Source organism: Asticcacaulis endophyticus (assembly GCF_014652575.1).
Taxonomy (GTDB): domain Bacteria; phylum Pseudomonadota; class Alphaproteobacteria; order Caulobacterales; family Caulobacteraceae; genus Asticcacaulis; species Asticcacaulis endophyticus.
Genome location: NZ_BMZB01000001.1, coordinates 1033109 through 1050348, shown reverse-complemented (window position 1 = coordinate 1050348; position 17240 = coordinate 1033109). Strand labels below are relative to the sequence as shown.

The 17240-nt window shown below is 56.2% G+C and carries 17 protein-coding genes; 6 read left to right on the top strand and 11 right to left on the bottom strand.

Annotation, left to right across the window (positions count from 1 at the left end; all coding sequences use genetic code 11):
* The 4 genes from IE102_RS04765 to IE102_RS04750 form a co-directional block, all read right to left on the bottom strand.
* Complete coding sequence (locus IE102_RS04765) at positions 1–1440, bottom strand: hypothetical protein (protein ID WP_189485218.1); 1440 nt, start codon at positions 1438–1440, stop codon at positions 1–3.
* 173 nt (positions 1441–1613) lie between these two features.
* The gene (locus tag IE102_RS04760) at positions 1614–2150 is read right to left on the bottom strand and encodes a DUF1993 domain-containing protein (RefSeq protein ID WP_229807562.1); all 537 of its coding nucleotides are present in this window, start codon (positions 2148–2150) and stop codon (positions 1614–1616) included.
* A 143-nt stretch (positions 2151–2293) separates the two neighbouring features.
* The gene (locus tag IE102_RS04755; RefSeq protein WP_189485217.1) at positions 2294–3988 is read right to left on the bottom strand and encodes an alkaline phosphatase D family protein; all 1695 of its coding nucleotides are present in this window, start codon (positions 3986–3988) and stop codon (positions 2294–2296) included.
* 156 nt (positions 3989–4144) lie between these two features.
* The gene (locus IE102_RS04750; RefSeq protein WP_189485216.1) at positions 4145–4891 is read right to left on the bottom strand and encodes a Bax inhibitor-1/YccA family protein; all 747 of its coding nucleotides are present in this window, start codon (positions 4889–4891) and stop codon (positions 4145–4147) included.
* Positions 4892–5081: 190 nt separating this feature from the next.
* Between IE102_RS04750 and IE102_RS04745 the strand changes: the two genes are divergently transcribed.
* The 3 genes from IE102_RS04745 to IE102_RS04735 all read left to right on the top strand — a co-directional run bounded on the left by IE102_RS04745 (position 5082) and on the right by IE102_RS04735 (position 7795).
* The gene (locus tag IE102_RS04745; RefSeq protein WP_189485215.1) at positions 5082–6116 is read left to right on the top strand and encodes an aldo/keto reductase; all 1035 of its coding nucleotides are present in this window, start codon (positions 5082–5084) and stop codon (positions 6114–6116) included.
* A 10-nt stretch (positions 6117–6126) separates the two neighbouring features.
* The gene (locus IE102_RS04740) at positions 6127–6948 is read left to right on the top strand and encodes an HpcH/HpaI aldolase/citrate lyase family protein (protein ID WP_189485214.1); all 822 of its coding nucleotides are present in this window, start codon (positions 6127–6129) and stop codon (positions 6946–6948) included.
* A 67-nt stretch (positions 6949–7015) separates the two neighbouring features.
* The gene (locus IE102_RS04735) at positions 7016–7795 is read left to right on the top strand and encodes an EAL domain-containing protein (RefSeq protein WP_189485213.1); all 780 of its coding nucleotides are present in this window, start codon (positions 7016–7018) and stop codon (positions 7793–7795) included.
* Positions 7796–7798: 3 nt separating this feature from the next.
* On the opposite strand, the gene rarD is transcribed toward IE102_RS04735, so the two are convergent.
* The 3 genes from rarD to IE102_RS04720 all read right to left on the bottom strand — a co-directional run bounded on the left by rarD (position 7799) and on the right by IE102_RS04720 (position 10457).
* The gene (gene rarD / locus IE102_RS04730) at positions 7799–8722 is read right to left on the bottom strand and encodes an EamA family transporter RarD (RefSeq protein ID WP_189485212.1); all 924 of its coding nucleotides are present in this window, start codon (positions 8720–8722) and stop codon (positions 7799–7801) included.
* A gap of 135 nt (positions 8723–8857) precedes the next feature.
* Positions 8858–9886 (bottom strand): aspartate-semialdehyde dehydrogenase, encoded by a 1029-nt coding sequence (locus IE102_RS04725; protein ID WP_189485211.1) that lies wholly within the window; start codon positions 9884–9886, stop codon positions 8858–8860.
* 145 nt (positions 9887–10031) lie between these two features.
* Positions 10032–10457, bottom strand: coding sequence for a response regulator (locus IE102_RS04720; RefSeq protein ID WP_189485210.1), 426 nt, complete (start codon positions 10455–10457; stop codon positions 10032–10034).
* Positions 10458–10707: 250 nt separating this feature from the next.
* Here IE102_RS04720 and zapE point away from each other — a divergent pair, with 250 nt between their 5' ends.
* Positions 10708–11820, top strand: coding sequence for a cell division protein ZapE (gene zapE / locus IE102_RS04715; protein WP_189485209.1), 1113 nt, complete (start codon positions 10708–10710; stop codon positions 11818–11820).
* Positions 11821–11876: 56 nt separating this feature from the next.
* On the opposite strand, the gene IE102_RS04710 is transcribed toward zapE, so the two are convergent.
* Complete coding sequence (locus IE102_RS04710) at positions 11877–13001, bottom strand: serine hydrolase domain-containing protein (RefSeq protein ID WP_189485208.1); 1125 nt, start codon at positions 12999–13001, stop codon at positions 11877–11879.
* Positions 13002–13141: 140 nt separating this feature from the next.
* Here IE102_RS04710 and IE102_RS04705 point away from each other — a divergent pair, with 140 nt between their 5' ends.
* Positions 13142–13942 (top strand): class I SAM-dependent methyltransferase, encoded by an 801-nt coding sequence (locus IE102_RS04705; protein WP_229807561.1) that lies wholly within the window; start codon positions 13142–13144, stop codon positions 13940–13942.
* A 141-nt stretch (positions 13943–14083) separates the two neighbouring features.
* Positions 14084–14476 (top strand): DUF3597 domain-containing protein, encoded by a 393-nt coding sequence (locus IE102_RS04700; protein ID WP_189485207.1) that lies wholly within the window; start codon positions 14084–14086, stop codon positions 14474–14476.
* On the opposite strand, the gene IE102_RS04695 is transcribed toward IE102_RS04700, so the two are convergent.
* From IE102_RS04695 to IE102_RS04685, 3 genes are all read right to left on the bottom strand, one after another.
* A complete protein-coding gene (locus tag IE102_RS04695) occupies positions 14473–14754 on the bottom strand; it encodes a hypothetical protein (protein WP_189485206.1) in 282 nt (93 codons plus the stop codon). The two genes, IE102_RS04700 and IE102_RS04695, sit on opposite strands and share 4 nt — an antisense overlap.
* A gap of 232 nt (positions 14755–14986) precedes the next feature.
* Positions 14987–16378, bottom strand: a complete 1392-nt coding sequence (gene ahcY / locus IE102_RS04690) for an adenosylhomocysteinase (protein ID WP_189485205.1) — start codon at positions 16376–16378, stop codon at positions 14987–14989.
* A gap of 98 nt (positions 16379–16476) precedes the next feature.
* Positions 16477–17130 carry an exopolysaccharide biosynthesis protein gene (locus IE102_RS04685; protein ID WP_189485204.1) on the bottom strand — a complete coding sequence of 218 codons (654 nt, stop codon included), beginning with the start codon at positions 17128–17130 and terminating at the stop codon, positions 16477–16479.
* Between the last annotated feature and the right edge of the window lie 110 nt (positions 17131–17240).

Sequence of the window (17240 nt, the reverse complement as noted above, 5' to 3'; positions counted from 1 at the left end):
CTAACTGTCTTCTCTGGGGCGTTCATGGGGATCGATTGCCGCCAGTGCTTCCTGATCTTCTGGCTTTGAGACTAGGCGCGCGGTAATCAGCGGGGATGAGGCTGAGGATACATAGCCGCCGGAATAGTTGACGACCGCCGCGGGGGCCGGTGACGTGGGCGGAGTTTCGCCAATAATATTCCACAGATTGGGAGAGCCGGTTGAGGTCGCGTCTTTGGGTTTTTGGGTTGAGCGGATGACCATCAGGCGATTCAAAATATCAAACCAGAATGGCGCGCCCAGGGTGATAGCAAACGCGGTCATTAGCCAGCCCAGCATAATGGTCAAAAGACCGATGGTATTACGCAGGAAATTGCCGCCAAAAACCAGCGCGTCTTCGGCGTCCATACGCACGTCCAGCAGCTTGACCAGGTAATTAAACTGGGTGCCGAACCAGCCCTGAACGCCCGTCGGATTAGCGGGCGTCTCAACCGTGGCGTCGGCGGCGTCTTCGGGTACGGCGATGTTGAAAAAGCGCTCCATCGACTCCAGCGTATTGTCGTTCCACCCCAAGGGCAGGCCGAGCGTGTCGATATAGTCTTTTTCGGTTTTGAGGTTTTGCCAGGTCTTGGCCATGTCGGCATTGGCCGCAGGCTCGGTCAGAACCGCCGGCGGGGCCACCATGGCCGGTACAGAGGCCGTTGAGACATCGGCGGCCACCTCGGACGACGGCAAGGCGTCAATCGTGATCGGCCGGGGTTCGGTCTGGACGCGGCTATGTTCGATATAGGCTTCGGCCTTAGCCACCGCCACCTTACGCAAGGTCGGGTCGCGGTACAGGCTGTCGGCGATGACGAACGTATTGATATTCAGGATGACCGAGGCGGCTAAACCTGACCAGAACACGATCTTATGGGTATCGCGCCGATACCAGCCCGACACCCGCACCATCGACGCATCATACCAGTTTTCGATCTGTTTCTGGGCCTGAGCATAGTCACCGCCGCTGGAGCACAGGGCAAACTGCACGACCTTTTTCAGCCGCTGATCTTCCAGACGCTCAGACGCCTCCAGCAGATTGTTGACATCGCGGCCCTCAATCGTCGAATAGCCACCCTTATCCGCCACGATATCAAGCACGGCGGCGGCAAAACTGTTGGAGGATATATAGGACGGCAGGTTACGTCCGGCGCGGAATTTACGCTTATCCGGCGTCGAATAATCGCCCTGATACAGGGACTGGATCAGGGGATGGGTATAGAAGTCCTTGACCAGCGCATACTTCTCAGCGCCGCGCCCATGATGGCGCCCCAGCATTTCGGTGATGCCACGCTCCAGCATCCGGCCACGGCTTTTGACAAAGCCTTCCAGCGATTCCCGCGCAATAGTCGTGATGACGCTGATCAGCAGGTACACAAAGACCAGCCCAGCCGCCACCTCTATGGAATCGGGAAACACCATTTCACCCCCAGCCGTTCAGGCCGCCTTAACGCTTCCGCATTCGCCGGAAACTTCAACCCACGCCACCCTACTATGCCTGAGTATTAACCAAAATTAACCACAGTTCAATGACGAGACAGCCCTGCGCGGACGATCCGGGCAGGGCTGTGGCAATTTGGATGATATCTGTTGTCTTATCTTGGGCCGAGGTAATCCAGCTTACCGATCTTCACGCCCTTATGGCGGATGATGCCATAGGCGGTCGTGACGTGGAAAAACAGGTTCGGCAGGACAAAGCCGGTCAGGTAGTCAAAGCCCTTAAAATGCAGCTCACCGCCGCGCACCTTTAAGGTCACATCGCGGGTTTCAGCGCCCGTAAACAGCTCACGATCCAACGATTTAATAAACTCGATCGTCTTATCAATGCGCTGATGAAGCTCATCGAAGGTGGTTTCGATATCAGCAAATGACGGGTTTTCGACACCTGCCAGCCGCGCCACCGCGCCCTTGGCCGTGTCGGTCGCCAGTTGCACCTGATTGACCAGGGCCAGCATGTCTTCGATCAGGCGCGCGCCCAGCATGTCTTCGGGTTTTAAGCCATTATCCTCGACGTGGGCTTCGGCTTTGTCGAGCAGATGCGACAGGTTTTTGAGCGCCCGCACCAGAACAGGGACGGTCATGGAATACATATCGACGGATACGGCGGGTTTTTCGGGAGCAAGCAGGGACATGGGTGTTTCCTCAAGAGCGCATTTCGAAAAGTGTGCAGCGGTTTTGGCTCCGCCGAACTGCGTTTCGGATTCAAATGCGCGTTAAAATAATGAACAATACGATGCTCATGAGGTGCGCCCTAACCGTGCCGTTTTCAAGCCCTTCACACGACTGTGAGCGGCCCCGCACGCTTATTTTCGGCGCGGGCCACAAAGGTTTTTTGCGACGCCGTCGTAAACTCGCGCGAGGTGACGGTCGAGACCGTCATCCACTCACCGATCATCTGATCCGGCGTCAGGGTCAGGCGGATAAAGCCGTTATAATTGTCATCGGCATCAAGGACTTCCGGGTTGACCTCGGCCAGTCCCTTGGCCAGTTCATAGCCCGGCAGGATCTTATCCAGCCAGCGGGTCGGGCTGGTGATCGAGGTCACGCCCAATTCGACGCCGACCGGCTCACCCTGCGCATCATGAAGCTGATTGGCCCAGGCGCAGTGACTGTCGCCCGAAATCACCACGGCGCGGGCATTGGTGGCCTTGATCATATCGTAAAAGCGCTCGCGCTCGGCCGGATAGCCGTCCCAGGCATCGAGATTGAGCGGCAGAGGCGGGTTCTGGCTGAACAGGCCCATCATGGCCGTCAGGTACTTTTGCGCCTCTTCGGGCATCAGCGGCATGAGGGTTTTGATTTTCTCAGGCCCCAGTACCTTATTGACATCGGGGCCAGCGACGCGGGCCATGACGACCTGATTGCCGAGCACCTGCCAGCGCACATCGTTGTCCGTTGACGATTGCAGGGTCGATTTCAGCCACTGGCGCTGCTCAGGCCCAAACAGTTCGCGGGCCGGATCGTTGAGCTTTTTGCGGAAAGCTTCGACATCAAGCTGGCGCGTACCGTCGGGCAGGTCGATCATCTCAACATCATGCTGGTAATCAAGCTGCTTTGAACGCGCCAGCAGGCGGGTTTCGACCATGATCAGTTCGGCCAGCTTCCCAAAGCGGAACGAGCGATAGATGGCGTCTGACAATTGCCCCGGTTGCGGGTCGCGGATCGGCATCCATTCGCGGTAGGCTTTTAAGCCCTTGGCCTTGCGTTCAAACCAGTCGCCTTCACCGGCATTGTGGTTCTCGGCGCCGCCGTACCACGGATCGTTGGTGATTTCGTGGTCGTCAAAGACGCAGATCCACGCGGCGCGGGCATGGGCGGCCTGAAGGTCTGGATCGGCCTTATACTGCGCATGGCGCAGGCGGTAGTCATCCAGGCTTACAATCTCATGAGGCGGTTGCGGGATGCGGCTCAGCATCTGGCCATTGGTCATGCCGTAGGCGGTAACCGCGGCGCCATATTCATAGATGTAGTCGCCCAGATGCACAACGACATCGACTTCGGGCAGTTCGGCAATGGCCTTATAGGCATTGAAATAGCCGTTGGGATGCAGCGAACACGACGCCACCGCCATGACCAGCTTATCGGTGTTTTCGGGCAGGGTTTGGGTGCGCCCTGTGGGCGAGGTCGCCTCACCGCCGCGGAAGCGGTAATAATAGGTGGTGCCGGACTTAAGGCCCGCGGCATCGACCTTGACCGTATAGTCGCGACCCGCATCGGTCGTGAATTTGCCGGTGGTTATGATATTGGCGAAGGCTGCATCGGCGGCAACATCATAGCTGACTTCGGTCGAAGATTGCGCGCCCGACAGCCGCGTCCACAGGATCACGCGGTCTTTGAGCGGATCACCCGAGGCGACACCGTGGGCGAAGTGCAGGCCTTTGAGCTGCGGCGAAACCTCAGAGGCCCCCAAGGCGGGCGCACTACCTACGGCAGCCAGTGACAGTAACGCGCGACGACGCGACAGCTTCATAGTGTAGCCCCCTGATCCAGCGATCAGAACGGTTGATTAAACCGCGTCGATGTCAGGGGTATTGCACATCTGTGATAGTTTTGTGTGCAAAGGGTTAACGCAAAACCCCTCCGGATGGGTATCCGGAGGGGTCATTTTCGTCAGTCTGAATCCCGATTAATCTCGGCGCACGCCCATAAAGGCCAGCAGGAACTGGAACAGGTTGATGAAGCTGATGTAGAGCGACAGGGCACCATAGTTGGTAGCCATAGCCGTACCGGCCTCATCGCCGCCCAGCGCATAGTAGGTGCGCTTAAGGCTTTGGGTCTCAAACGCGATCAGGGCCGAGAAGATCAGCACGCCAGCGCCTGAGATCAGCAGATAGAAGATCGGCGACTTCATGAACATGTTGACCAGCGAGGCAATGATCAGGCCGATCACGGCCATGAACAGGAACTTACCCCAAGCCGACAGATCCTTTTTGGTGGTGTAACCAAACAGGCTGAGCGCACCAAAGGCCGCCGCCGTCACAAAGAAGGTCGTGGCGATCGAACCGCCGGTGTAGACAAGGAAGTTAGCGCCGGTCGACAGGCCGATAAGAGCGACAACCAACCAATAAAGAGCGGTCGTAGTCGCGACCGTTGGGTTTTTCATCACAAAGCCTGCACCCAGCAGGATCACCACCGGCGCAAAGGTAATGACATAGCCAAGGATGGTATAGCCCGCAAAGCGACCATCGGCGGTAATGTTGAACATCAGTTGCTGAATGGCAGGCACATTCGCTGCGGCCCAGGCGAGTACGCCCGTCAGGACGAGGCCCAGCCCCATCTTATTGTAGACGCCGAGCATGAACTTACGTAAGCCCTCGTCATAGGCGAGGTCAACCGTAGGTGCCGAAGAGTATTGACCTTTATAGTCACTCATTAGAAAAATTTCCCTTTTGCCGTTTCCAACCATATGGAACTTAAAGCTTAGTGTAACATATTATATGGTGAAATTGCCATTTCTTCGCAAGTCCCGCCTTCACAATTCTATAAAGGCTTCGTGATACGGGACAAATCCATGACATCTGAGGGTATTAAGATGCCCTACCGCTTCGCTACTTGAGGGCTGTATGCAATATTCCGAACTGGGCCGCACCGGCCTTAAAGTCTCCCGCGTGTGCCTGGGCACCATGACCTGGGGGCAGCAAAATTCAGAGGCCGAGGGCCACGCCCAGATGGACTATGCGGTATCCCGCGGTATCAATTTCTTTGATACGGCTGAGGTTTATGCCGTGCCGCCCAAGGCCGAAACTTACGGGGCGACCGAAACCATTATCGGCAACTGGTTCAAGGCGACGGGAAAGCGTCAGGACATCGTTCTGGCCTCCAAGGTCACTGGCCGCGAAGACATGATGAAATGGATCAGGGGCGGCCCGCGCCACACCCGCTCTCATATTGATTCCGCCGTCGAAGGCTCGCTCAAGCGCCTGCAAACCGACTACATTGATCTCTACCAGTTGCACTGGCCTGACCGGCGCTATCCGGGGTTTGGGTTCCACAGCTATGTTGACTACGACGCCGACTATGAGGCGTTTGAGACCATTCTGGAAACCCTCGATTCGCACATCAAAAAGGGCAATATCCGTCATTTTGGCGTGTCGAATGAGAGCCCGTGGGGCCTGATGCGCTTTATTGCCGAGAGCGATAAGCGCGGCCTGCACCGTCCGGCGTCGATCCAGAACTGTTATAACCTTGTCACGCGCGTGTTTGAATATGGACTGGCCGAGGTGTCTTTGCGCGAACAGGTAGGTCTTCTGGCCTATTCGCCGCTGGCGCAGGGTTATCTGACCGGAAAGTATCAGGGCGGGGCACGGCCGGACGGGGCACGCAAAACGCTGTTTGAACGGCTGGGGCGTTATGAACGGCCGGGCGGGATCGAAGCGGTTGATGCCTATGTGGAACTGGCGCGCACGCTGGACTGGTCGCCGGAGCAGTTCGCGCTGAAATTCGTCGATACCCGCCCATTTGTGACCTCAACCATCATCGGGGCGACCACGATGGAGCAACTTAAAACCGACATCGACGCCTTTGACCTTGAGTGGACCAAGAAGCTGGAAGCCCAGGTCGATAAGGTGTTCAAAATCCACAGAAGTCCCGCAGCGTAAAGGCGTACCCATGTTCCGTTCCGTTTTGTTTATCCCCTGCGGCAATCCCAAGGCCTTGTCCAAAGCCCATAACCTTAAGGCCGACGCCCTGATCTTTGACCTTGAGGATGCCGTGGGCGATACGGTCAAGGCGGCAGCATTGGAAGGGTTGATTGAAACGGCAGGAGCCGGTGATTTTGCGACCCCTTACCGCATGGTACGGGTCAATCCGGAGACGGCGGAACCGGATTTAAAAGCCTTTGGCGACCTGTTTGCCGCCGGACGCCTGCACGGTATTGTCATCCCCAAGGTCGCCAGCCCGCAGGCGATTGAGGACATGGCCTTCATGATGCCCGAAGTTGATTTGTGGGCCATGATCGAAACGCCGATGGGCGTGGTCAGGTTGCCGGACATTGCCAAACTGTCCGGTAAACAGCCGCTCAAAGGGCTGATCGCCGGGCCCAATGATTTGCGCAGCGGCCTGCGCGCCGCCTCGACGCCCAAACGCATTGAACTGCGTTATGCCTTAAGCCAGATCGTGCTCTATGCCCGCGCCTATGGGCTGATCGCGCTCGACGGGGTTTATAACGCCTTCAAGGACGAAGACGGTTTCCGCGCCGAATGTACGCAGGGCAAGGCCCTGGGCTTCGACGGTAAAACCCTGATCCACCCGTCTCAGATCGAAGGCTGTGAGATCGCCTTCTCGCCCAATGCCACCGAGATCGCATGGGCGCAAGCCGTGCTTGAGGCCTATGAGCAGCCGGAAAATGCTGCGGCCGGTGTGGTATCGGTGAACGGTGAGATGATCGAGCGCCTGCACCTTAAGCGGGCCCGTGAAATCCTGAGTTTGTAGTCGCGTGTGGAAAAATTTTTAATGATTTCAGTGTAGATTTGCTCAATCTAGCATCTGGAGTCATCGCATGGCTGATAAAACCTCTTGTAACGGCTGCCGTGACGGAGTCGGCTTCGAGTTGCCGATCACCATGGCTTTTCAGCCGATAGTCGATGTGGCGGAAGGCTCCGTATTTGCTCATGAAGCCTTGGTTCGCGGCGTTAATGGCGAAGGTGCTGGGCAGGTTCTGTCTCAGGTATCAGACCAAAACCGCTATGCCTTTGATCAGGCCTGCCGGGTAAAGGCCATTGAGCTTGCCGCCGGTCTGAAGTTCGCCCAAAACGGCACGCACCTGTCTATTAATTTTCTGCCCAACGCCGTTTATGAGCCGCGCGCCTGTATCCGCCTTACTCTGGCGACGGCGATGAAATATGACTTTCCGCTGCGAAACATCATTTTTGAATTCACGGAAACCGAAAAGCTGGACACGGTTCATCTGTTGAACATCTTACGGTCCTATCGCGCCATGGGTTTTAAGACGGCGATTGATGACTTTGGGTCAGGCTATGCGGGCCTTGGCCTGCTGTCGAAGTTCCAGCCGGATCTGGTCAAGATCGATATGGATCTTATCCGCGATATCGATAAAGACCGGGTCAAGCGGGTTATCCTTAACAACACGATCAAGATACTGACCGAACTTGATATTCAGGTCATTTGCGAAGGTATCGAAACCCACGCAGAATACACCGTGCTAAAGGACATGGGCGTGAAACTCATGCAAGGCTACCTGTTTGGACGCCCTGCGGTTGCAGCAGCCCCTGAGCCGATGTGGCCCGGAAATCATGCCGGGCTGAAAAACACGGCATAAACCTTATGCGGCCGTTTTCAGTTCCTTAAACCGCCGCCAGGCCCCGAAGGCAAAAATCAGCGCCCCGCCCCAGATAAAGGCGAACGACAGCGCCCGCAGTGGCGTGAACAGTTCGCCCTGAAACAGGCCGATGCAAAAGCTGATGGTTGGGGCGATGAACTGGATAAAGCCCATAGTCGATAGGGCTAAACGGCGCGCCACGAATGAAAACAGCGCCAGCGGCAGCACGGTCACCGGCCCGGTCACAAAGAACCAGAAGGCATTGGACGGCGCATCGAAGAAGTGCCCCTGCCCGCTCGCCTCAAACCACCACAGATAGATGATCGACGGCACAAACAGGAACACGCACTCAACAAACAACCCGCCCAGGGCTGTGACCACCAGTTGCTTACGGATGATTCCGTAGGCCGCAAAACTTATTGCAATCGTCAGGCCAATATAGGGAATATGGCCCAAAGCGAGCGCCTGCACACCGACACCGATCACCGCCATGCCGATGGCGATCTTGCCGTAGATGTCGAGCCGCTCACGGAAAAAGGCCGCCCCCACCGCCATATTGATCAGCGGGTTTAGGTAGTAACCAAGCGAGGTTTCCATGGTGTGCTGATTGGTCACCGCCCACACGAACACACCCCAGTTGATGGCGATCATGACCGACGATAACAGGAGCAGCAACGCCAGCTTCGGCTTCAGGAAATAGGACATCGCTTCGGGCAGTTGCTTGGTCAGGATCACCAGCCCGAACGACCACAGCAGCGCCCAGACTGAGCGGTGGGCCATGATCTCCAGAGCGCCCGCATCAATGGCTTTGAGCGGCAGATAGGCCAGCGGCGCAAAGCCCCACACGCCGTAGCACATGATGGCCAGCCCTATGGGCGAGGTCAGGAAAGAACCAGAAGGTTGTGAAGATGCGCCGGGGGAGGACATGGCATTATACTTTGCAAAATGTATCAAACGATACAGGTCATCGGGTACAAGATTATGAAGGGCCAAACAACGAAAAACCGGCAGAACCTTTGGGGTTCTGCCGGCTAAAACGATCACCTTTTATGAGCGATCTTTTTAAGCTGTAACTGGCGTCAGAACCCCGCGTTCATCAAGAAGCTGTGCAATCTGCACGGCGTTGAGTGCCGCACCTTTGCGCAGGTTGTCGGACACGCACCAGAAGGCGAGACCGTTCGGCACGCTTGGGTCTTTGCGGATACGCGAAATGAAGGTGTCAAATTCACCGACACATTCTTTGGGCGTGATGTAGCCGCCCGCTTCGCGTTTATCGATTACCGAGATGCCGGGAGCTTCGCGCAGGATTTCGCGCGCTTCGTCCTCGTCGAGCGGGTTTTCGAACTCGACATTGATCGATTCCGAGTGGCCAACGAACACCGGCACACGCACGCAGGTAGCGAACACTTCAATATTCGGGTCGAGGATTTTCTTGGTCTCGACCTTCATCTTCCACTCTTCTTTGGTCTGGCCGTCTTCCATGAAGACGTCGATGTGCGGAATGACGTTGAAGGCGATTTCCTTGGAGAACTTCTTGGCCGGGACATCGCCCATGACAAAGACCGCCTTGGTCTGGTTCCACAGTTCGTCCATGCCTTCTTTGCCGGCACCGGCGGTCGCCTGATAGGTCGAGACGATGACACGCTTAACCACCGCTGCGTCATGCAGCGGCTTTAGGGCCACAACCATCTGAATGGTCGAGCAATTGGGGTTGGCGATGATGTTTTTCTTCTTGCAGTCCCAGATGGCGTCAGGGTTCACTTCCGGCACGATCAAAGGCACGTCCGGGTCCATGCGCCAGGCCGAGGAATTGTCGATGACGATGGGGCCAAGCTTACCGATCTTTTCAGACCAGGCCTTAGACACGTCGCCGCCCGCGCTCATCAGCACGATATCGACCTTAGTGAAATCAAAGGTTTCCAGATCAAGACATTTGAGGGTGCGGTTGCCGAATGAGACTTCAACCCCAATCGATTTGCGCGAAGCGACTGCGTAAATGTCCTTAATCGGGAAATTGACTTCTTCGAGAGTCGCCATCATTTCGCGACCCACGGCGCCGGTAGCGCCTACAACTGCAACACGATAAGACATCGCGCATACTCCTCAACTAGCCGTAATCTGCGGCCGATATGCGTGCTTTTCGACTTCGACCGCGCACGCAAAAACGGATGCGCGCCCTATACAGCAGTGTGCAGATAATGAAAACGCTTTTTCGTAATCTGGTTATTCAGCAGAGCTATCGCAAAGATATGTGATTGGCGTTGAGCACGCTGTGCAGGCCCATGCGGTTGGCCCCGATCAGGACGCGATCCAGCGCCCCCAGCAGACCCTCAGAGGTAAACGGCTTTTTGAGAATGGCATCACCACCGGCGGCGTGGCCTTCATTGATGTGATCTTCGTCATCATGGCTGGTCACCAGCAGGATCGGGCAGTGGCTGAGGTGAAAGCCCTCTTCGATCTGGCGGATTTCTCGCGTGGCCTCAATGCCCGATTTTACCGGCATCTGAATGTCCATCAGGATGGCATCATATTCGTCTTCCTGATAGGCCTCGACCGCCTCTTCGCCATTACGGACAAAGTTGACCTCGACCCCAGTCGCCGCCAGCATGAGGTCGATCATGCGGGAATGGGTGCTGTTATCCTCAACGCATAAAACTTTCATCGGACGCTCCCTTTGTATCGATGTTTCATCACCGTTCACGCGGCTTTCCAAAAATGAAACATTCCGAAACAAACCCAGCAAGAACGCTGCCAGTTAAGGGTTAACAGGGGATGTGCAAAAAACCGATCCGCAGGCTTAAAACCGTATGTTACCCGGCGATAAACGCGCCGATTTGACACAGTGGGCAGGCTTTACGCATCTGCGGCATTTTTTTAACGCGAACCTCACGAAGTTTTGGTAAGGGTCTGCCATGAGCAGCGCCATTAAATCCCAGTACAAACGTCTGATCAAATCGGGCGACCTGACCCCCGATCCGGCCCAGAGTGCGGCGATTGACGTGCTGATCAAGCTGGAATGCAAGATTTACCGCTCGCAATCTTTTTGGCGGCAGTTTTTAGGAATCAGCCCGCGGGTCTACGGGCTTTATCTGTGGGGCCTGCCCGGACGCGGCAAGTCGATGATGATGGACCTGTTCTATGATCAGATCCGCTCCCCGTCCAAACGCCGTATCCACTTTCATACCTTCATGGCCGAGGTGCATGGGTATGTGAAACAATGGCGCGAAAGCGACCCCAAAGCCCGCAAAGCCATTTTCGGCACCCATAAGGGCGATGACCCGATCCCGCCGATCGCGGGTCTGATTGCCAAGCGCTCAAAGCTGTTATGTTTTGATGAGCTTCAGGTCACCGACATTGCCGATGCCATGATGCTGGGGCGGCTGTTTGAGGCCTTGTTCGCGCGTAAAGTCATCGTCGTCATTACCTCCAACCGCGCACCGGAAGAGCTTTACAAAAACGGTCTGAACCGCGACCTGTTTGTGCCGTTTATCCGTATGATCGCGGAAAAGATGAAGGTGCTTGAGGTCAAAGGGCCGAAGGATTTCCGGCTGGATCGCCTCAAAGGGTCCAAGGTCTATTTCACGCCGTCGGATTCCGATGCTGAGGTCGCGGCCTTCAATGCGCTGTGGGCCAAGCTGACCAAGAACCTGACCGAGACCGGCGCGTGCCTTGAGGTCAATGAGCGGCGCTTAGAGTTCCGGCGCGCGGCGGGGCCGTTGCTTAGGGCCTCATTTGCTGAGCTGTGCGCGGCCAATAACGGCGCGCAGGATTATCTGGCGATTGCCGAGCGCTTCACCACCGTCTTTATCGACCATGTACCAAAACTGAGCGCCGATAAACGCAATGAAGCCCGCCGGTTTGTGACCCTGATTGATGCGCTCTATGAAGCCGGTACCAAGCTGGTTGTACTGGCCGAGGCTGAACCGGCCGATCTTTACCCCAAGGGCGACGGCGCGTTTGAGTTTGAGCGCACCGTGTCTCGCCTGGAAGAAATGCGTTCGGAAGATTATCTTAACCGCGTTTAAAGACTTGCTGTCAAAAGTACACTGAGCCGAGGCGCGTAGCCGCAGCGAGGGACTTTTTACAGAGTTTCATAAAGGGCATCCATCAGCCGCACCGAACGCGGATCACCGATGAGGTGATTGGACTGCTTATTCATCACGTAAGCCGCCGACAATTTCTTATCCGGATCGGCCATGACCATCGACCCACCATTGCCGGAATGGCCGACGGCGCGCTCGTTCTTGCCGTAGATGAGAATGTTTTTATTGCGCAGGAACCCTGCCGCCCACGACAGCTTGAACGGCAACACGCGGTCCGGGCCATAGACCCGCTCCCGCAAGGCCTGCCCCAACGCACTCAACGAAATTACCCGGTCCCCGTCGATAAAGCCGCCGGTGGCGATGATATTCATAAATTTGGCCAGGGCCTCAGACGTGGCATGACCATTGGCTGACGGCATCTCCAGTGAGCGCCACTGCTCAGACCCGCGACCGCCGGGGAAGGCGCCTTTGTTCAGAAACGCCGCTTTTTTGATGTCATCGACCTCACCGAAATTGGGTACGGCTGACGGTTTTTGCAGGTCGCTGATCCGGTCAAATTCACTTTCGGGGGTGCCGATATAGAGATCGAGGCCGTACTTACCCGCGATATCCTCACGCAACGCCGTGCCCAAGGTGCGGCCATCGACCCTGCGGAAAAGCTCACCCAGCACAAAGCCGGTCGTGTAGGGATGGTAACCTGACCCTTCGCCCGGCGCCCACAGCGGGGCCTGCTCGCAGATCGCCGCAAGTACCGCCGGAATGTCGAACCACAGTTCGGCGGCCCGCGGCGGATCAAAGCCCGGAATGCCGCCCTGATGGGAGATCAATTGACCTAGCGTAATCTGGTCTTTACCGTTCTGACCAAATTCCGGCCAATAGCTGGCAACGGTGGCTTCATAATCAAGCTTACCCTGATCGACCAGACGCGCGATCATCAGCGCGGTCACGGCCTTGGTCGAAGAAAATACCGGCACCAGGGTCTTATCGGTAAAGGGCACCTCGCCGCCTCGGTCACACGATCCGGCCCACAGGTCGAGGACGGTTTCTCCGTCCTGCACCACCGTAAAGCGCGCGCCGCGCTCCTGACCGTCGGCGAAATTGGCCGCGAACACATCCTTGACGGGGCCGAGATGAGCCGCCGCAAACCCGTGGATATCCGTCATGAAACCGTTCCCCTTAACCAATAGGTTTGTGTTTATCCCGCGTTGCCAAAAACAGCAATAATGATGACCTGCAATATTGTTATGGCGACGGAAAGAGGGTCTAATGGCGTTCAAGCAACAGAGAATAACGGGAGCTATTCATGACAAATTTCCATCGGATGTTCGGCGCAGCCCTTATGGGGGCGGCCATAGTTTGCGTAAGCGCACCGGCTTTGGCCGCAGATGCAGCCCTGAAAGCCGCAGCCTCTGGCGCATGGCGCGCGCCTGAAAATGCCGCCCGCGATCAGTACCGCCATCCGGTCGAAGCCCTGACCTTCTGGGGCCTGAAACCCGGCATGACGGTGGTGGATGTCAATCCTGGCAACAAGGGCTGGTGGACTGAAATTCTGGCGCCCTACGCCAAGGCAACCGGCGGTGCCTATGTGGCCGCAGTCGGCAATGTCGCCAACTATTCCGCCGGTGATCCGGCCATCATGGGCGATGTCAAGGCCTATACCCTGTCGCCCACGGTCAATGAAGTGCCGGCCGGTTCGGTCGACATGGTTCTGGTGGCGCGCTATTTCCACAACTGGGCTCGTCAGGATGGCACAACTGATGCCTATATGAGCGCGTTCAATACCATGCTTAAGCCCGGTGGCATTTTAGCGGTCGAGCAACACCGCGCCGCCGAAGGCGCAGACCCGAAGGCGGGCACTGGCTATGTGCCGGAGTCCTATGTGATCGAAGCCGCGAAAAAAGCCGGCTTTGAACTGGTCGCCAAGTCCGAAATCAACGCCAACCCTAAGGACAGCCGCGACCATCCATTTGGTGTCTGGACGCTTAAGCCCATTCGCACAAGTGCCGCCCGTGGTCAGGAACCCGCCGCCGATTTCGACCGCGCCAAATATGATGCGATTGGCGAGTCCGACCGCATGACCTTGAAGTTCAAAAAGGTGAAGTAAGCACCGCCCTGATAAGTTCCTTATAAACAGACCGCGCCGGATATTGTGATTATGGCGCACAAGATACAGCTCTTATGGCGTGTTAGGGTTTGAACCTGACACGCCATCATTTTTTTAACGTACATTCCAAGGAGCCGGATCATGGGTATTTTCTCTGCCATCAAGGATGCTATTTTCGGAAAGAAAAAGGCGGCACCTGCGCCAGCGGCACCTTCTGCTCCCGCTGCCGCACAACCGGCACCGACCGTAGCTCCCGCACCCGTTGAGGTCATGGAACCGGTCGATGTCGAAGCCATTATGGAACAGTTGGCCAAAGACTACGGCCAGCCGTCCAACTGGCGCACCTCGATCGTGGATCTGATGAAGTTGCTTGGTCTCGATTCCAGCTATGCGGCGCGCAAAGAACTGGCCGAGGAACTGGGCTTTAGCAGCGCCTATGATGGCTCAGCCGATGACAATATCTGGCTGCACAAACAGGTCATGAAAAAGCTTGCAGAAAACGGCGGCAAGGTGCCGAATGAGTTGAAGGATTAGTCGTCATCCGAGTAAAAGCTATAGCCCGAACCCGCCTCACCGGAGTGTGAAGACAACACCTCAATCTCTTCGAGATAAATCATGGGCGGGTCACTCTTAGGATTGCGAACACGCTCTCTAAGGTAATTGTCTTCGCGGATAAGTTCCACGGCTTTCATCTCGGCATCATCCTCGGAAGTCGCTTCGACATATCGTGTGGTGTAAAAACCATGAACCGTCTGCTTACCGCTAAGCTTCATCACAAAGTTTTCGCCTTTAAGCATCACGCGATACCACATCCTTGCCCCCTCCGTCTGCTTCGCAAGGCTCGCATCCACCTCCCCCGTAAACAGGGGAGGAGAAGTCAGCATAATTTCTCCGCCCCTGCAAGCGTAGCGCTGCGGGGGAGGTGGATGGCCGAAGGCCAGACGGAGGGGGCGATCTGCAAACAAAAACCCCAAGCCATCGGCCTGGGGTTTTTTATTCTTCAATATCGAAAGTACACTGAGCGTCAGCGAAGGACTTTCGATATTAGTATCTATAATGCTCCGGCTTGAACGGGCCTTCGACCGGCACGTTGATATAGTCGGCCTGCTCCTGATTGAGCGTGGTCAGTTTGGCGCCCAGCTTTTCAAGATGCAGAAGTGCGACCTTTTCATCCAGTTTCTTCGGCAACGTATAAACCTGTTTTTCGTAAGCCTTGTTGTTGGTCCACAGCTCAATCTGCGCCAGGGTCTGGTTGGTGAACGAAGCCGACATCACAAACGACGGGTGGCCGGTGGCGTTGCCAAGGTTCACGAGACGACCTTCTGACAGAAGGATGATTTTCTTGCCGTCCGGAAATTCAACATGGTGAACCTGCGGCTTGATCTCGTCCCACTTAAAGTTTTTCAGCGACGCGACCTGAATTTCCGAATCGAAGTGGCCGATGTTACAGACAATCGCGTTGTGCTTCATGGCGCGCATGTGCTCAAGACGCAGCACATCTTTGTTGCCGGTGGCCGTGACGAAGATGTCGCCCTGAGCGGCGACTTCTTCAACCGTGCGGACTTCATAGCCTTCCATGGCGGCTTGCAGGGCGCAGATCGGATCGACTTCGGTGACGATGACGCGCGCGCCGCCGTTACGCAAAGATGCGGCCGAGCCCTTACCGACATCGCCGTAACCGAGCACGACCGCGACCTTACCGGCCAGCATCACATCGGTGGCGCGGCGGATAGCATCGACCAGCGATTCGCGGCAACCATAGAGGTTGTCGAACTTCGACTTGGTGACCGAGTCATTGACGTTGATGGCCGGGAATGGCAGGTCGCCTTTTTGGGCCATCTGGTACAGGCGATGAACGCCGGTAGTGGTTTCTTCCGACACGCCGATGATGGCGTCACGGATGGCCGAATAGAAGCCCGGCTTTTCCTTAAGGTAGCGCTTCATGACCTTATAGAGCGCTTCTTCTTCCTCATTCTGCGGATTGTCGAGCACCGAGGCGTCGGCTTCGGCCTTTGGGCCCAGCACGGTTAGCAGGGTCGCATCGCCACCGTCATCGAGGATCAGGTTGGGATAGCCACCGTCATGCCACTCGAAAATCTTGTGGGCATAGTCCCAGTATTCTTCGAGGGTTTCGCCCTTGATGGCAAATACCGGCGTGCCCTTAGCGGCGATCGCCGCCGCGGCATGATCCTGCGTCGAGAAGATATTGCACGACGCCCAGCGCACTTCAGCGCCCAGGGCTTGCAGGGTTTCAATCAGCACACCCGTTTGAATGGTCATGTGCAAAGAACCGGCGATGCGCGCGCCTTTAAGCACCTGCGCAGGGCCATATTCTTCGCGGGTCGCCATCAGTCCGGGCATTTCACCTTCGGCAATGTCCAGTTCCTTACGGCCCCAATCGGCCAGGCCTAAGTCTCTTACAATGTAGTCGCCCATGGGGTTACGCCTCATCTCGTTTCAAATGTTCCCTGCCTTATAACGGCAGATACGAGACGATGCAATAAACATATAAAGATATCTTTATATGGGCAATTTTATATAGGTAGATTTTGGGCGATCTGTTCAATCCAGCCGACACTGGCCTGATAGGCCCAGAGTGCGAAATCGACGACATAGTGGGCAAAGTAATAGACATAGGCCACGGCCCCGGCTGCCACCGCAAGTCCTGCCAGCATGAACAGGCCGTCCCGTTGCAGGATGGCCAGCCCGGTCAGCACCACCGCTACCCCCGGAATGACATTGGCCCCCGGCATGGGCAGCAACAGGATCAGGGCCATAATCAGGGTTTGTAAGCCCAGATAAATCATAGCCGGCCCGCGCGTCAAAAACACCCAACGCGGTCGCGCCAGATATTCCACCTTACGCAATACCGCCGCACAACCTTTAAGAACTTTTCGGAAATCATCGCCCTTGAAGTCCCAGCGCTTAACGAAGCCCGGCATCCACAGGGCCTTATGCTGCATCAGCATCTGTATTGACGGCCCGATCAGCAAGAACCCAAAAATGGTCGAAATGCCCGGAATATTAGGAATGCAAATCGGCAGGGCCAGAATGATCAGCAACAAACCGATCCCCCGTCCCTCAAGGCGCACCAAAAGATCGCCGACACTAACCCGCGCCCCGTAAAGGCCGTCCGCCAGTTCGTCGATAAGCTGAGACGCCGGAATTCGGTGCTGGCTTTTGGGCATATCGTTCCCCCTCTTAAGATCGTTAACAAAGAATAGTCTGCGGCGTTTGGCAAGCGATCAAACGCTTTCGTCGGGTTTGACCTTAAGTGGCATTTCGGTCTAATCCCTAA

Excerpts from the sequence above, each read along its gene's own strand:
- IE102_RS04765 (WP_189485218.1), bottom strand. The coding sequence starts at position 1,440 with ATGGTGTTTCCCGATTCCATAGAGGTGGCGGCTGGGCTGGTCTTTGTG.
- IE102_RS04760 (WP_229807562.1), bottom strand. The coding sequence starts at position 2,150 with ATGTCCCTGCTTGCTCCCGAAAAACCCGCCGTATCCGTCGATATGTAT.
- IE102_RS04755 (WP_189485217.1), bottom strand. The coding sequence starts at position 3,988 with ATGAAGCTGTCGCGTCGTCGCGCGTTACTGTCACTGGCTGCCGTAGGT.
- IE102_RS04750 (WP_189485216.1), bottom strand. The coding sequence starts at position 4,891 with ATGAGTGACTATAAAGGTCAATACTCTTCGGCACCTACGGTTGACCTC.
- IE102_RS04745 (WP_189485215.1), top strand. The coding sequence starts at position 5,082 with ATGCAATATTCCGAACTGGGCCGCACCGGCCTTAAAGTCTCCCGCGTG.
- IE102_RS04740 (WP_189485214.1), top strand. The coding sequence starts at position 6,127 with ATGTTCCGTTCCGTTTTGTTTATCCCCTGCGGCAATCCCAAGGCCTTG.
- IE102_RS04735 (WP_189485213.1), top strand. The coding sequence starts at position 7,016 with ATGGCTGATAAAACCTCTTGTAACGGCTGCCGTGACGGAGTCGGCTTC.
- rarD (WP_189485212.1), bottom strand. The coding sequence starts at position 8,722 with ATGTCCTCCCCCGGCGCATCTTCACAACCTTCTGGTTCTTTCCTGACC.
- IE102_RS04725 (WP_189485211.1), bottom strand. The coding sequence starts at position 9,886 with ATGTCTTATCGTGTTGCAGTTGTAGGCGCTACCGGCGCCGTGGGTCGC.
- IE102_RS04720 (WP_189485210.1), bottom strand. The coding sequence starts at position 10,457 with ATGAAAGTTTTATGCGTTGAGGATAACAGCACCCATTCCCGCATGATC.
- zapE (WP_189485209.1), top strand. The coding sequence starts at position 10,708 with ATGAGCAGCGCCATTAAATCCCAGTACAAACGTCTGATCAAATCGGGC.
- IE102_RS04710 (WP_189485208.1), bottom strand. The coding sequence starts at position 13,001 with ATGACGGATATCCACGGGTTTGCGGCGGCTCATCTCGGCCCCGTCAAG.
- IE102_RS04705 (WP_229807561.1), top strand. The coding sequence starts at position 13,142 with ATGACAAATTTCCATCGGATGTTCGGCGCAGCCCTTATGGGGGCGGCC.
- IE102_RS04700 (WP_189485207.1), top strand. The coding sequence starts at position 14,084 with ATGGGTATTTTCTCTGCCATCAAGGATGCTATTTTCGGAAAGAAAAAG.
- IE102_RS04695 (WP_189485206.1), bottom strand. The coding sequence starts at position 14,754 with ATGTGGTATCGCGTGATGCTTAAAGGCGAAAACTTTGTGATGAAGCTT.
- ahcY (WP_189485205.1), bottom strand. The coding sequence starts at position 16,378 with ATGGGCGACTACATTGTAAGAGACTTAGGCCTGGCCGATTGGGGCCGT.
- IE102_RS04685 (WP_189485204.1), bottom strand. The coding sequence starts at position 17,130 with ATGCCCAAAAGCCAGCACCGAATTCCGGCGTCTCAGCTTATCGACGAA.